Below are 14,327 nucleotides of genomic sequence, written 5' to 3' on the forward strand. Positions count from 1 at the left end.
GCCGGTGTGCTGTCCTCGCACGGCTGGGACTCGCCCACCACCACCGAACGGGTCTATGCGGTAGGCGGTTTCGCGACTCCCTATGCCGGTGGGCCCGCGAGCTTCGTCCAAGCCTGGCGGGAAGCCCGCGTGCTGCCCCGGCCCGGCGCGGAGTTCGGTTTCGGCTTCGGTTCGGATATGAACGGCATCGCCGGCCAGGGCGGCCCGCTCGGACCCGGCACCATCCGATATCCCTTCGTCTCCCACGACGGCGCGGTGACGTTCGACAGGGAACGATGGGGCGAGCGCACCTTCGACATCAACACCGACGGCACCGCGACCTACGGAACCTACGCCGACTGGCTCGAAGCGGTCCGTGTTCTCGGCGGCCCGGAGATCATGGCCGACGTCTTTCGCGGTGCCGAGGTCTACCTGCGCCTCTGGGAAGAGGTCAGGTCATGACGCGCCCAGGTGCTACTGACCCTGGTGCGCGGCGTCGAGGAGCGGCTGCCCGATGACACCCATCGCCTGCGACGCGCCACCGAGGACCCACCCGCCGTCAGCCGGAAGCACAACGCCGGAGACGTAGTCGGCCAGCGGGGAAGCGAGGAAGCGGCAGACGTTGGCGACGTCGCGGGGGGTACCGTAGCGGCGCAGCGGGACGCTTCCGGTGACCAGGGCCCGGTCCTGCTCGGTCGGGGCCAGCCTGGCCATGCCCTCGGTGCCATCGATCGGGCCCGGGATCACACCGTTGACGCGGATGCCGAACGGGCCCCATTCCATCGCCAGGACCTTGGTGAGCATGTCGACGCCGGCCTTGGCCGCACACACGTGCGCCTGGGTGATCGTCGGCAGCTCCGACTGCGGTGCCGAGATGTTGATGACGGAGGCGCCGGGCTTGCGCAGGAACTGGTAGCTCGCGCGCAGGACGTTGTAGGTGCCGAGCAGGTCGATGTCGACGACCGACTTGAATCCGTTGGCGGACATGCCGACGGCGGCGGCGGGGAAGTTGCCTGCCGCACCGGAGATCATGACGTCGAAGTCGCCGAACTGCTCGTGCACCGATCGCAGGACGGCTTCGGTCGCGCTGTAGTCGCGGACATCGGCGCTCCCACCGAAGGCTTCGGCCCCGAGCTCGCGCAGCCGTTCGACGGCCGCGTCGACCTTGTCCGCGGAGCGGCTGAGCACCGCCACGCGAGCACCGGCCCGCGCGAAGTCCTCGGCCACACCGAGATTGATGCCGCTGGTGCCGCCCGCGACGACGACGACCTTGTCGGCAAGGTCGATCTTCTGGATGAATTCTGACGCCATGCCGGGCAGACTATCAGTAGTACGAACTATTATCTGTAGCGATTATCGGTGATGATGGCTGCCGATGACCGACGCGGGTGTGGCGACGACTACGATCGCCTCTGCTGTCCAGCTCAGAAATCGAGGTTTCCCACCAGTGACCGAACCGTTGATCCCGGACATGGTCGCCGACCACACCAGCTGCCTGCTGATCAAGCTCGGGCAGGTGATGTTCCGTGTGAGCGAGGATCGGCTCGCCACCCTGGGCCTGCGGACCAGACACTTCATGATCTTGAAGGTACTGGCAGGCGACCAGGCCAGCTCTCAGCTCGAACTGGGAACCCGGCTGCGCATCGACTCGACCACCATGGTCGCCGCGATCGACCATCTGGAGTCGGCGGGCCTGGCCGCCAGGATTCGCGATCACCGCGACCGCCGCCGGTTTCTCGTCGAGATCACCGAGCAGGGAATGCGCGCCGTCGAGCAGGCTGACGAGCTCGTCCGCACACTGAACGACGACCTCTTCGACGGTCTGGATCAGGATCAGCGCGCGAACCTGCACCAAGCGTTGCTGGCGATGAATTCCGGCGAAGCGTTGCCGCGGGCCTACGACGCCGTGCGCCAACGCTGACCCCCCGGCGCGAGAGCGTTCCACCGGATCTCGGTGCCGGTCGATCCGGTGGAACGGGTTTTCGTCGCTGCGGCGAACAGCTAGCCGCGCAGGGCGGAGGCGAAGATCGCCGGTAGCTTGGACCACCCCGGCGCAGCCGAGAAATAGGCCAGCAGACGGCCCGTGGTGGCGGCGGTCTTGTTGGTCACGAACCAGGGCGGCTTGGGCGCCAACGTGAATTCACCGCGCGTGATCGACCTGGGCGCGGGTCGGAACGGCCCACGGACGACAGTGCGTTCGGGATCTTCGATCAGCAGCGCGTTGTGCACCACGCCGATACCGCTCTGCACATCGTCGAGGGTATGGCCGGGGAACGCACCCCAGCTCGCGCGGGCGGTCAGATAGCCGACTCCGGTCCAGGCGTTGATCGCGACGGTGCCGTATCGAAGGTCGACGATCGCCTCATCGAGCGCGGCGCCGAGCTGACGCAGCGTCTTCGGGTGGGCGATGATGTTCACGCCCAGGGTGCCGATGAACTGCTCGTTCGAGACCTCGACCGCGGCACGCAGGAACGCCGACCCGGTGCCGGGCAGTTCGGTGACACCGAAAACGGGGGAGAAGTACTCCTCGCGCAGCGCTGGTTCGTCCTTCGACGGCGAGATTCCGAGCACCAGCGTGCGGTCGTTGTTCGGGCCGACGCTCTGTGCCTGCGGATATTCCCTGCGCGCGTTGGCCACTCGACTCTCGCTGCCCGGGTAGTACGCCGGTCGCCCCGGTGCCCGCTCGAACGCCGCACGCAGCTCGGCGAGGAATCTCTCCTTCTGTGGCCAGTCCGCGCTCACGATGGCGACCTGGGACGCGACACAGTTGTACCCGTTGTTGTGCAGTCGCTGCGTCGCAAGGTGTTCGGCCTGGAACTTCAGATCCGCCTCCGACCACTGCCCGGGGATCACGATGGTGGGTGAGACGCCGCCGAGTTCGCTGGTGATCGGTTTCGTCAGCAGCGGTGTGTTCGCTGCTTTGCGTTGCGCGCCTTCGGCTCCCCGGCCGAACACGATGGCGTCGTGGGTGTTGCTGCTGCCGGTCATGTGCACCGAGGTCACGTCGGGATGGTTGACCAGCGCGGTGCCGACATCGGCACCGCCGGTGAGGATTCGCAAGAACCCGCGATCGATCAGCGGGGCGAAAATGCGCTCGAACACCGGAAGCAGCGGATCGGTGATGGGGTTGAGCTTCAATGCCACGACCCGGTTGTCCGCGATCAATTGGTACAGCAGGTCCAGCGGCGGAATGGAGAAGATGTTCCCGGCGCCGAGCACGACGCCGACCCCGCCTGCCGTGCGTGGTGCGCGTGCGCCCGAACCTGCTCGTGCCCGGACGGTGGCGGCGTCGACGCCGGGCTTGGTCCACACCTCGGCGGTGAAGCCGTTGAGCAGCAGCCGATCGAAGATCCCGTGCGGGAGCACGTGCACGGCCGACCTGTTGCCGGGCGCCGCGGTGACCTCGAAGCCGTCGACCGGGCTATGACCGGCGTCGAGCGCGGCGAGGCTTTCGATCAACGCGCCGGTGCCGGTGATCACCGGATAGGGGCCGCTGATCCATTCCTCGCCGACCAGGGGTGAATCCTTCGGCAGGCCCTTGATGCCGATGGCGATGTCTACCCAGTCCTGCGCGTGTTGCTCGGTCAGGTCGTGCACCTGCTGCAGCAGCAGGCGACGGTCGGCGAGCGGAGTCGCCGCCCACCGCGCCGCGCCCTCGGTCAATGCCTCGATCGCGGCGTCGATTGTCGTTGCTGTGCTGGTCATTTCGTTCCTCCGGTGGTGGCGACGGCATCTTCGCGAATGAGGTCGGCGGCCTTCTCGGCGATCATGATGGTCGGCGCGTTCGTATTGCCGCGCACGACCGTGGGCATCACCGACGCGTCGACGACGCGCAAGCCCTGCAGGCCGAGCACCCGCAGCCGGCTGTCGACGACCGACCCGATGGCACACGTCGATGTCGGGTGATACAGCGTCTGGCCGTACCTGCGGGCGAAGGCGAGCAGGTCTTGCTCCGAATCCGACTCGGGGGCAACGAAGTCCGCGGTGATGTGCTCGGCGAGGGCGGCTCGGCCCGCGATGTCGAGGGCGATGCGCAGGCCCGCCACAATGCTGCGCCGGTCCTCGTCGGTGGCGAGGTAGTTGTGCACGATTCTCGGCGCGGTGGTCGGCGCAGCCGAACGGAGCATCACCTTGCCGACGCTCGTCGGATGGAGCACACAGGGTCCCACGGCGAATCCGTGCGCGACGGGTGCGCCGAGTCCCTCCTCGTGGAACAGCACCGGTGCCAGGTGGAACTGTACGTCCGGACCTTCCAGGCCGGACGTCGTCTCGAAGAATCCGCCCGCCTCACCGATGTTCGAGGTGAGCGGACCACGGCCCTGCTCCTGCAACAACGCGAGGTTCTCCGGCGACAACGCGGTCATCAGCGACTCGGTGTCGGTGCGGTAGTTGATCAGCGTCATGTAGTGGTCTTGCAGGTTCTCGCCGACCGGAAGGTCGCGCACCACCTCGATCTGGAACAGCGCAAGCTCATCGGCAGGACCGACGCCCGACAGCAGCAACAGATGCGCCGATCCGTAGGTGCCGCCGGAGAGGATGACTTCGCGTTCGGCACGAACCGTGTCGACCTCGCCGCCACGGCTGATCTCGACGCCGACCGCCCGATCGCCCTCGAACAGCACCTTCTGGGCGAGCGCATCGGTGATGACGGTCAGGTTCGGCCGCGTCATCGCCGGATGCAGATAGGCGACGGCTGTGCTGCACCGCATGCCGTCACGCTGGGTCACCTGATAGCGGCCCACGCCCAATTGTGTTGCGCCGTTGAAGTCTTCGTTGCGCGCGTACCCGGCCTGCTCGGCCGCTTCGACGAAGGCTCCGGCAATGGCGTGCTGTGAACGACTCTCCGAGACGCGCAGTGGTCCACCGGCGCCGTGATAGGCGTCCTTGCCTCGTTCGTTGTCCTCGGCTCGCTGGAAATACGGCAGGACATCGTCGTAGGACCAACCCTCGGCACCGGCCGCGGCCCAGGCGTCGTAGTCGGCACGGTTGCCCCGGATGTAGATCATCGCGTTCATCGAGCTCGATCCGCCCAGCATCCGGCCGCGGGGCAGGTACGCGCGCCGACCGCCCAGCTGCGGTTCGGGTTCGGTGTCGAGATCCCAGTCCCACTCGCTCTTGAACAAGGCGCCGAACGCGGCCGGAATATGGATCTCGTCGGCGCTGTCGGCCGACCCTGCTTCGATGACGGCGACCGATGCCGCCGGATCCTCGGAGAGTCTGGCAGCCAACACGGCGCCTGCCGAACCCGCGCCGACGATGACGTAGTCGTACATTGCAATGCCTCTCGATGCGATGTAGTGAGGTGGATCACTTGTCTCGATCGTGGCCGACGGTGGGCGGGCAGCCTATGGTCCAGCGCTCCGGATTACCGTGACCTCAGTGTGCAAGTGCACAACGCAGCTGGTAGGGACGCTTTTCGCAGCGCCTACAATAAGAGGATGACGACAGTTCCCGAGGTGTCGTCCGACGTATCGGTGGAGCTTGTCGACAGGCTGTTGCTGCGGGCGGACGAGCTGACCGACGTGCTGGTGGCGCAAATCCTGTCCGGCGACCATGCCTATGCCGAGGCGACCTGGTTGACCCACCAGGACCTGCGCCAGGCCACCTACGACAACCTGGTGACTCTGCTCGGTCAACTCGGGGGTCGCTCCCGGCCGCGGCTGGACGCCGCGCGCGCTGCCGGACGGCTCAAGGCCGAGCAACAGGTTCCGCTGGCGGCGCTGCTGCACGCGTACCGGCTGGCGGGCCGGTTGCTATGGGACCGGCTGCTCGGCGAGATGGGCGGCGAGCTCACGGAATCGTTGGCGCACAAGGGCTCCGAGCTGTGGAGCATCATCGACGACTACTCGAGCGCGGCCGCGGAAGCCTACGGTGAGGTGGCGTTCGAACGCGCCCATCGCGACGCGCAGACCCGCAGCCTCGCGTTGCGCTCACTGCTGTCGGCCGCCGTCGACGACGGCGCGCCACTGTGGGAAACCCTGCGCCTGCTGAACCTGCCGGAGACCGGGACGTTCCTGGTGGTCAGCGCCGAAATCGTCGAGCCGGTCGCGGCCCCGCTGCGCGGCGTCGAGGAACGTCTGCGCTCGATCGGCGTGCACTCGATCTGGACGGTCGAATTCGACACCCACATCGGCTTGATCAGCCTGAAACCGGGCACGGCGCGGGCCGAAGCCGACGCGGTCCTCGCGGGCCTGGCCACCGGCCGGGTCGGGGTGAGCCGCCCGTTCGACGATCCGCGCCGAGCCCACGACGCGCTCCACGAGGCGAAACTGGCGTGCCGGTGCGCCTGGCCCGGCGATATCGAGGTCAACAACTTCGGTGACCAGCCGATCCCGTTGCTGATCGCGCATCTGCCGGAGGTGAGTCGTCAGCTCGCCACCGGAATTCTCGGCTCGGTCCTCGAGCTGCCCGCGATGGAGCGGGACACGCTGTTGGAGACGCTCGAGGCGTGGTTCGCCGCGGGCGGGGTGGTGGCCGATGCGGCGAAACGACTGCACTTCCATCGCAACACCGTGCACCAACGGCTGCGGCGAATCGAAGCCCTCACCGGCCGCAGCTGTACCGATCCCACCGCGGCCGCCGAGTTCTACTTCGCCTTGCAGACAACCCGACTCGTCCGACCGCGCCAGGCGGGGTCGGACAAGTCGGGTACCGCTATCCGGCGTTGACGACCTCGGCGGGCGGGTTCTCGGCGTAGAGCTCGTCGATCTGCGCGGTGTACTTCTCGGCGATGACCTTGCGCTTGAGCTTCAACGTGAGCGTGACCTCGTCACCGCCCGCCTCCCAGAACGTGGGCAGAATGCGGAAGCGCTTGATCTGCTCCACCCGCGAGAGCTTGCTGTTGCCCTGTGCCACACCGGCTTCGATCGCGGCCCGCACCGTGGGATCGACCGCCAGCGCGGCGGCGGAGGCGTCGGGGAGCGCGTGCTCGCGCGCGTAGGGCTCGACGGACTCGGCGTCGAGCACGATCAGCGCGGTGTTGTAGGACCGGCCGTCGCCGAGCACGGCCATCGCGCCGATCAGCGGCGTGGCCGCCTTGATCGCGTTCTCGATGTTGGTGGGGGACATGTTCTTGCCCGCCGCGTTGATGATCATCTCCTTCTTGCGGTCGACGACGCGAAGGTAGCCGTGGTCGTCGATGCTGACGATGTCGCCGGTGCGCAACCAGCCGTCGGCGTCGATCGCCTCGGCGGTCTGCTCGGGCATCCCTCGGTAGCCTTTCATCACCAGCGGCCCACGCACGTGCAGTTCACCGTCGTCGGACAGCCGTGATTCCATGCCGGGCAACAGCTTTCCGACCGCCCCGAGCTTGGCGTCACGGGGATGGCTGACGCTACAGATGCACGACAGTTCCGACATGCCCCAGATCTCGGCGATCGGGATGCCGAGACCGGCGAAGAAGGCCAGCGTCTGCGGCGGGATCGGGGCCGCGCCGGACATGGCCCACCGCACCCGGTCCAGACCGAGGGCGGCGCGCAGCTTGCTCAGCACCAGTTCGTCGGCCCGCGCCCATTCGGCGGCGAGCTCGGCGGGTACCGGTTCATCGGCGAGCTGATGGGCGGCGCGGGCCGCGGCCACCGACATCGCCCACGCCATGCCCTGGCGGCGGGTCTCGTCGGGTTCGGCCGCGACCTTGAATTCGATGGCGGCCTTGAGCTTTTCCCACACCCGCGGCACCGCGCCCCAGATGGTCGGATGCAGGTCGGCGAGGGCGGCGGCGATCTGCTTGGGATCGCCGACACTGGTCACCTGGGTGCCCAGCACCTCCTGGACATAGAGCGCGGTCAGCCGGTCGGCGATGTGCGCGGTCGGCATGAACGAGGTGATGGTGTCACCGAATTCGATGCCGAGGATGTCGGCGATGCCGTACACCTGGAACAGCAGGGCGGCATGGGTGGTCTCGACGCCCTTGGGCGCGCCGGTGGTGCCCGAGGTGTAGATGAGCGTCGCGACGTCCTCGCCACGGACCGCGCGCCAGGCGGCGTCGAAGTCGAAATCGTCACGGCCCGCCGCGAGCAGATCCTTCACCGACAGGGTTGCCTCGGGCGCCTCGTCGACGCACACGATGTGGTCGACGTCGACCCCGGACGAGGCGATGAGCTTCGCGTACTGCGGCTCGCAGATCACCACGCGCGCTCCGGCATTGCCGAGCACGTAGGCGAGCTGTTCGGGGGAGAGCGTGTTGTACACCGAGAACGAGGTGGCGCCCAGATGCTGCGCACCCACTTCCAGGGGATAGAACTCCACCCGGTTGCTCATCATCAGTGCGACGGTGTCGCCGCGACGCACACCGAGACCGGCCAGTCCGGCGGCGACGGCGCGGACCTGGGTCGCGTACTCGGCCCAGGTGAGGGTCTTGGTGTCGCCGGGGGTGCGCAAGGCGATCGCGGTGGGGGCGATCGAGGCGGTGTGCTGGAACGCTGCGGGCAGGGTGTCGAAACGGGAAATGCTCACGAGGCAGGCGCTTTCTGGGTCATGACCGCGGGGGCGGTGTCGAGATGGGTGGCGACGAAGCGAGCCGCTGCGCGATAGGCGGTCCTCGACTCGGGGACGACGATCGGCAGGGTCTGGAAGGCGTGCATCTGATCCGGCCACACCTGCAGTTCGCACTGCGCCCCGGTGGCCTGCCAGCGCCGCGCGAGTTCGGTCGCGTCGGCGCCGAAGTACTCGGTGTCGCTGGCGTGGATCAAGGTGGGCGGCAGCCGCATTCCGTGGACAGGTCGCAGGTCGAACGGTTCGGCGGTGAACGCGGCGATCGCCTGCCTGGCGATCTGGGTGGACAGCAGACCGTCGCGGTGCTGGTTCTCGTGGCCGATGGCGGTGGCCAGACTCAGGTCGGCCATCGGGGAGAACAACACCAGCGCACCCGGTTCGGGCTGCCCGGCGCGGGCGTTCTCGATGGTCAGGTGAGCCGCCAGGAAGCCGCCGGCGGAATCACCGGCGACGACGATCCGGTCCGCCGGACAGCGCCGCGACAGCCACTCGAAGGCGGCGGCCACATCGGCGGGTGCGGCCGGGAACGGGTGCTCGGGCGCGAGGCGGTAGTCGAGGGTGAACACCGCGAGCTTGGTCGCGGTGGACAGCCGGGAGGCGACGCCGCGGTACCCGAGGGCCGAACCGGCGACGAACCCGCCGCCGTGGATGTAGAGCACGACCGCGTCGGTACGGTCGGCGCGCGGCCCACGCACCCACTCGCCGCGGATCCCGTCCTCGTCCACCGGCTCGGTCGCCGTCGCGCGCAACGGCGGCGCGCCCGCCCGCAATGCCTGTTCGATCAGCAACCGCGACGGCGGCAGCGTGTAGGCGTTCACCGGCGCGAACGCGGCCAGCTGACCCACCGTGAGCGCCGACACCCGCCGGACGGTGCGCGCCCGCAGCGACCCGCGTTCGGCGCTCACCGGCGTTGCTCGATCGCCCGGATCAGCGCGTGCACCGTGGAGTCGGCGGCGAGCCGGTGATCGAGCACGACGTTGATCGCACCGCGCAGCAACGCGTAGGGCTCCCACCCGCTCGGGGCGATGGTGCGCGGTGCGCGCCGGGCGATGCCGTCGGCGATCGTCTTGGCCGCGTACTCGGCGGTGATCCGCACATTGAGCGGCCACGGCAGCATCGCGTCGAGCTCTTTGCCCAGGTCGTCGGTGTCGAGCATGTCGTGGGTCATCGCGGTGTCGACGACGCCGAAGTACGCGACGCCGGCACTGGCCCCGCTCGCGGCGAGTTCCACGCGCAGTGCCCGCCCCAGCTGTTCGACCGCGGCCTTGCTCACCATGTACGGCGAGCCGCCCATCCCCGGTGCGAACGCCGCGCACGACGACACCACCACGACGTGCCCGCGCGCGGACACGATGTGGTCCAGGGCCGGGTGCACGGTGTTGAACACGCCGGTGAGGTTGATCCCGATCACCCGGTCGAAGTCCGCCGGGTCCATCGTGCGCACGGTGGCGGGCTCGGGCGTCACGCCCGCGTTGGCGACCACCACGTCGAGGGTGCCGAATCGGCGCACCACCTCGTCGACCGCCGCTGTCATCTGCGCCCGGTCGGCGACATCGGCGCCGATACCGTGGGCGTCCAACCCCAACTCGTCGGCGGCCCGGCGGGCCGCGACCGCGTCGATATCGACCACCACGACCCGCGCACCACGATGGGACAGGATCGCGGCCAGCTCACGGCCGATGCCCTGGCCCGCGCCGGTGATCAGGACGACCTTGCCCGCCACGTCGTAGGAGCGCGCGAACCAGGAGGTCGGCGCGAGATCGGGCAGGCCCATCATGCCGACACCTCATAGGACTCGATGTCGAATCGTCTGGTGCGGCGGCGGTATTCGAAGCTCCAGTTCGGGTACAGCCCGGCGTTGCCGCCCTCGGCGGTGGTGTAGTAGCTCTCGCAGCCGCCGGTGAGCCACACGGTCTCGGCGCTGCGCCTGCCCATCTCCTCGACGAAGTCGCGCTGGACCTGCGACCGCACCTCGATGCGGGTTTCGCCGCGGGCGCGCAGCGTGCTCAGCGCGTCGACGATGTAGGCGATCTGCGACTCGATCATGAACACCGCCGACTGGTTGCCCGCCGCACCGAACGGACCGAGGGTGCAGAAGAAATTCGGGAACCCGGCCACCGCGGCACCGAGATAGGTCTGCGGACGCTGCCGGAACAGCTCGGCGATCGAGCGCCCGTCGTGGCCGACGATGCGATCGAAAACACTCGGCGTCGAGGTGAAACCGGTGCCGTAGATGATGGTGTCCACCGGGATCTCGACCCCGGCGCGGGTCACGATGGAGCGTGCGCGCACCTCGGCGATACCGTCGGTGACGACGTCGACGTTGTCCTTGTCGAGGGCGGGGAGATAGGCGTCGGAGAAGATGGCTCGCTTGCAGCCGATCATGTAGTCCGGCGTCACCTTCGCACGCAGCTTCGGGTCGCGGATCTGGCGGCGCAGCTGGATCCGGCCCAGCAGCTCGAAGGGATGCCGGAATCGGTTGTCGACGAACCCGACCAGCCCGAAACCCTCGATCAGCGAATACCAGGTCCCCCGAACAGCCTTCTGCGCCAATGGGATCTGGCGCAGCAGGCGACGTTCGAGCCCGATCGTCGGGCGGTCCATCCGCGGCACGATCCACGGCGCCGACCGCTGGAACACCGTCAGCGCGGCGACCTTCGGCTGGATCTCCGGTACGAACTGGACCGCGGAGGCGCCCGTGCCGATCACCGCGACGCGCTTGCCGGTCAGATCGTGGTCGTGGTCCCAGTGCAGGGAATGGAAGGCCGCGCCCTCGAAGGTGTCGAGGCCGGGCAGCGACGGATACTTCGCCTCCGCGAAAATTCCTGCGGCGGAGAGGAAGTAGTCCGCGGTGAGCTCGCCTCGCGAGGTCGCGATCCGCCACAGCGACCGCTCGTCGTCCCAGCGCGCGTCCAGGAGTTCGGTGCCGAGCCGCACGTGCCGGATCACGTCGTTGGACTCGGCGACAGTGCGCAGGTAGTCGAGGATCTCGGGCTGCTTGCCGTAGGTGCGCGACCACTCCGGGTTGGGCGCGAAGGAGTAGCTGTAGAGCTGGGAGGGGACATCGCAGGCGCAGCCGGGGTAGGTGTTGGCCTGCCAGGTGCCGCCGAGGTCGTCGGCGCGTTCCAGCACGACGATGTCGTCGAAGCCGGCTTCGCGGAGTTTGATCGTCAGCCCGATCCCGCCGAATCCGGCGCCGAGCACGACGATGTGCGTGTGTTCTGCGGGCATGGGTCAGCCGATCCTTCCGTGCAGCACCGAGACCAGGCGATCGACGACGGTGTCGATCCGGGCGCTGCGGGTGAATGTCGTGAGCGCCAGCGGCGAGGGGAACCGCTGCCGCGTAGTCGCTTTGGCGTAGGTGAACTCGCGCAGACCGTCGGGACCGTGCACCCGGCCGAAGCCGGAGGCGCCGACCCCACCCAGCGGCAGCGCCGGGATGGTGGCGTGCGCGACGAACGCGTTGATCGAGGTGGCGCCCGCGTCGATGCGGTCGGCGATGGCGTCGCCGTCGCGGCGGGCGAAGACGGTGGCGCCGAGCCCGTACTCCGAGTCGTTGACCCGCTCGATCGCCTCGTCCATGGACGCGACCCGGGTGACGACCAGCGTCGGGCCGAAGGTCTCCTCGGTGACCGCCGCGGCGTCGTGCGGCACGTCGACCAGGATGGTCGGCTGCACGAACTGGCCCTCGATGGCGTCGAGGCCGCCCAGCAACGCCCGCCCGCCGCGCGCGAGGGCGTCCTCGATGTGGCGGTGGATCACGGCCAGCTGTTTGGGCATGGTGATCGGACCGATCTTCGCTGTTCCCGACCCGGCTCGCAGGCCGCGGGCCCGATCGAGCAGTTCGGCGAGGAAGGTGTCGTAGACGTCGGCGTGGACGTACACCCGCTCCACTCCGAGGCAGGTCTGCCCGGCATTGGCCATGCCACCCCACAGCGCGGCGTCGGCGGCGGCGCCGAGGTCGGCGTCGGCGTCGACGACGAGTGCGTCCTTGCCGCCGCATTCCATGAGCACCGGCGTGAGCCGCTGCGCACAGGCGGCCATCACGCGTTTGCCCGTCTCGGTGGAACCGGTGAACCCGATCTTGCCGACCCGGCTGCGGCACAGCGCCGCGCCGGTCTCACCGCCGCCGGTGATCACTTGCAGCACCGGCTGTTCGGGGACGACGCGGGCGAACGCCTCGGCGAGCCAGACGCCGACTCCCGGGGTGTACTCGCTGGGTTTGAACACCACCGCGTTGCCCGCGGCGAGGGCGAACGAGATCGAGCCGAGCGGGGTGAACACCGGGTAGTTCCAGGGGCCGATCACCCCGACCACGCCGAAGGGGCGGTACTCGAGCCGGCAGGCCTGGTTGACGGTCAACAGGCTGGGCGCGACCGATCGCGGGCCGAGCACGTCTTTCGCGTTGTGCGCGGCCCATTTCAGGTGTTCGAGCGCCATCACGATCTCGAGCGCGGCGTCGGAGTGGGGTTTGCCCATCTCCTGGCTCATGATGCGAGCGAGTTCGTCACGGCCGCGGGTGATCTCGGCGCGCCAGCGATCGAGACGACGCGCGCGTTCGTCGAAACCCGCGGTGCGCCACCAGGTCGCGGCACCGTGGGCCCGTTCGACGGCGGCCTCGACGGCGCTCTCGTCATGGCTGGGATAGGAACCGACCAGGGCACCGGTCGCGGGGCTGTGGACGTCGAAGCTGAGGGTGGTGGTCACGGGAGGCGTGCCTTTCGCGGTCAGAGGTCCAGCGTGAGTGCGCCACCGGCGGAACGGGACACGCAGGTGAGGAGGTGGTCGGCACGCTCGCCCGGGGGGAGTAGTCGGTCGCGATGATCGATCGAGCCCGCGAGGACCTTGGTCTTGCAGCTGCCGCAGAAGCCCTGTCGGCAGGAGTAGACGACGTCGGGGCGCACCCGGCGGATCGCGTCGAGCGCGGTTTCGGTGCTCTCGACGCGCACGGTCCGCCCGCTGCGCGCGAGGGTGATGTCGAAGGCTTTGCCGTCGGTCACCGGCCGCGCCGAGAACAGTTCGGTGTGTAGCGAGGCAGTGGGATTCAGCGCGAACAGGCTGCGCTGGGCGGCGTCGAGCACCGGGGGAGGACCGCACACGTAGACCGCCGCACCGGGGGCGGCGGTGGCCAGCAGTGCGGGCAGATCGGGTGAGCCGAATTCGTCGTCGGGGCGCACCTCGGCGCCTGCCGGGAGCTCGGCCAGGAACGGCATGGTCTCGCGCGAACGGCCCAGATAGACCAGTCGCCCTCGGGAACCGGCCGCCCGAGCCATCGGCAGGATCGGCGTGATCCCGATGCCCGCGGCGATGAACAGATACGACGGCGCGGTCTCGACGAAGGTGAAGGCGTTGCGCGGACCGCGGATGCGCAACACGTCACCGGCGCGCAGGGTGTGCATCTCCCGCGATCCGCCGCCGCCGTTGTCTATGCGGCGCACCGCGATCCGGTAGCGATGCCGGTCGCGCGGGTCACCGCACAGCGAGTACTGGCGCTGGCGGCCCGAGGCGAGGAAGACATCGATGTGGCACCCCGGCCGCCACGACGGCAGGTACCCGCCTTCGGTGCCCACCAGGGTCAGACTCACCACGTCGGCGGCCTCGGCGTGCACCGCTTCCACCCGCACGTCGAGATCGAAGCCGTTGTGCCGCACCGGATGTGGTGGCGACAGCGCGGGCTGGGTGAAAACCTTCTTGTAGATGTCGACGGCGGCACCGAGGGCTCGCAGGCTCGGTGTCGCGACACCCGCGGGAGGGTTCACGCGCGAGCCGCCGGCGAGTGCGCCAGATACCGCAGGGCGTTGTCCATCGAACCCAGCTGGGAGGGATGGAAACTCGGTCGCAGGTAGCGCGGCATC

Annotated in this window: 11 protein-coding genes and 2 pseudogenes; 3 read left to right on the forward strand and 10 right to left on the reverse strand. The window is 68.8% G+C overall.

Annotated features, from left to right (window positions below):
* Window positions 1-441, forward strand: a pseudogene (locus ACFWF3_RS05645) (peptidase); the annotation flags it as partial.
* A gap of 12 nt (window positions 442-453) precedes the next feature.
* Here ACFWF3_RS05645 and ACFWF3_RS05650 read toward each other — a convergent pair.
* Window positions 454-1,290 carry an SDR family oxidoreductase gene (locus ACFWF3_RS05650; protein WP_378989724.1) on the reverse strand — a complete coding sequence of 279 codons (837 nt, stop codon included), beginning with the start codon at window positions 1,288-1,290 and terminating at the stop codon, window positions 454-456.
* A 136-nt stretch (window positions 1,291-1,426) separates the two neighbouring features.
* On the opposite strand from ACFWF3_RS05650, the gene ACFWF3_RS05655 reads away from it, so the two are divergent.
* Complete coding sequence (locus ACFWF3_RS05655) at window positions 1,427-1,900, forward strand: MarR family winged helix-turn-helix transcriptional regulator (protein WP_378630766.1); 474 nt, start codon at window positions 1,427-1,429, stop codon at window positions 1,898-1,900.
* 80 nt (window positions 1,901-1,980) lie between these two features.
* Here the strand turns inward: ACFWF3_RS05655 and ACFWF3_RS05660 are convergent, their stop codons facing one another.
* Together ACFWF3_RS05660 and ACFWF3_RS05665 are read right to left on the reverse strand one after the other, a co-directional pair.
* On the reverse strand, window positions 1,981-3,684 hold the full coding sequence (locus ACFWF3_RS05660) for an aldehyde dehydrogenase family protein (protein WP_379312598.1): 1,704 nt from the start codon (window positions 3,682-3,684) through the stop codon (window positions 1,981-1,983).
* Window positions 3,681-5,252, reverse strand: coding sequence for a GMC family oxidoreductase (locus tag ACFWF3_RS05665; protein WP_379312599.1), 1,572 nt, complete (start codon window positions 5,250-5,252; stop codon window positions 3,681-3,683). The genes ACFWF3_RS05660 and ACFWF3_RS05665 overlap by 4 nt, the downstream gene beginning before the upstream one ends.
* A 165-nt stretch (window positions 5,253-5,417) precedes the next feature.
* Here ACFWF3_RS05665 and ACFWF3_RS05670 point away from each other — a divergent pair, with 165 nt between their 5' ends.
* The gene (locus ACFWF3_RS05670) at window positions 5,418-6,647 is read left to right on the forward strand and encodes a PucR family transcriptional regulator (protein ID WP_379312600.1); all 1,230 of its coding nucleotides are present in this window, start codon (window positions 5,418-5,420) and stop codon (window positions 6,645-6,647) included.
* On the opposite strand, the gene fadD11 is transcribed toward ACFWF3_RS05670, so the two are convergent.
* The 7 genes and pseudogenes from fadD11 to ACFWF3_RS05705 form a co-directional block, all read right to left on the reverse strand.
* Window positions 6,634-8,433: a fatty acid--CoA ligase FadD11 gene (gene fadD11 / locus ACFWF3_RS05675; protein ID WP_379312601.1), complete on the reverse strand. Its 1,800-nt coding sequence runs from the start codon at window positions 8,431-8,433 to the stop codon at window positions 6,634-6,636. The genes ACFWF3_RS05670 and fadD11 overlap by 14 nt on opposite strands.
* Window positions 8,430-9,377 (reverse strand): alpha/beta hydrolase, encoded by a 948-nt coding sequence (locus ACFWF3_RS05680; RefSeq protein ID WP_379312602.1) that lies wholly within the window; start codon window positions 9,375-9,377, stop codon window positions 8,430-8,432. The genes fadD11 and ACFWF3_RS05680 overlap by 4 nt, the downstream gene beginning before the upstream one ends.
* Complete coding sequence (locus ACFWF3_RS05685; RefSeq protein ID WP_379312607.1) at window positions 9,374-10,246, reverse strand: short-chain dehydrogenase/reductase; 873 nt, start codon at window positions 10,244-10,246, stop codon at window positions 9,374-9,376. Before ACFWF3_RS05685 ends, ACFWF3_RS05680 begins: the two co-directional genes overlap by 4 nt.
* On the reverse strand, window positions 10,246-11,703 hold the full coding sequence (locus ACFWF3_RS05690; RefSeq protein ID WP_379312604.1) for a flavin-containing monooxygenase: 1,458 nt from the start codon (window positions 11,701-11,703) through the stop codon (window positions 10,246-10,248). The genes ACFWF3_RS05685 and ACFWF3_RS05690 overlap by 1 nt, the downstream gene beginning before the upstream one ends.
* Before the next feature lie 3 nt (window positions 11,704-11,706).
* Window positions 11,707-13,203 (reverse strand): aldehyde dehydrogenase family protein, encoded by a 1,497-nt coding sequence (locus ACFWF3_RS05695; protein ID WP_379312609.1) that lies wholly within the window; start codon window positions 13,201-13,203, stop codon window positions 11,707-11,709.
* The gene (locus ACFWF3_RS05700; RefSeq protein ID WP_379312606.1) at window positions 13,200-14,231 is read right to left on the reverse strand and encodes a PDR/VanB family oxidoreductase; all 1,032 of its coding nucleotides are present in this window, start codon (window positions 14,229-14,231) and stop codon (window positions 13,200-13,202) included. The genes ACFWF3_RS05695 and ACFWF3_RS05700 overlap by 4 nt, the downstream gene beginning before the upstream one ends.
* Window positions 14,228-14,327: pseudogene (locus ACFWF3_RS05705) on the reverse strand (metal-dependent hydrolase); the annotation flags it as partial. The gene ACFWF3_RS05700 and the pseudogene ACFWF3_RS05705, both read right to left, overlap by 4 nt.

The organism is Nocardia sp. NPDC060220, assembly GCF_042727815.1.
Classification (GTDB): domain Bacteria; phylum Actinomycetota; class Actinomycetes; order Mycobacteriales; family Mycobacteriaceae; genus Nocardia.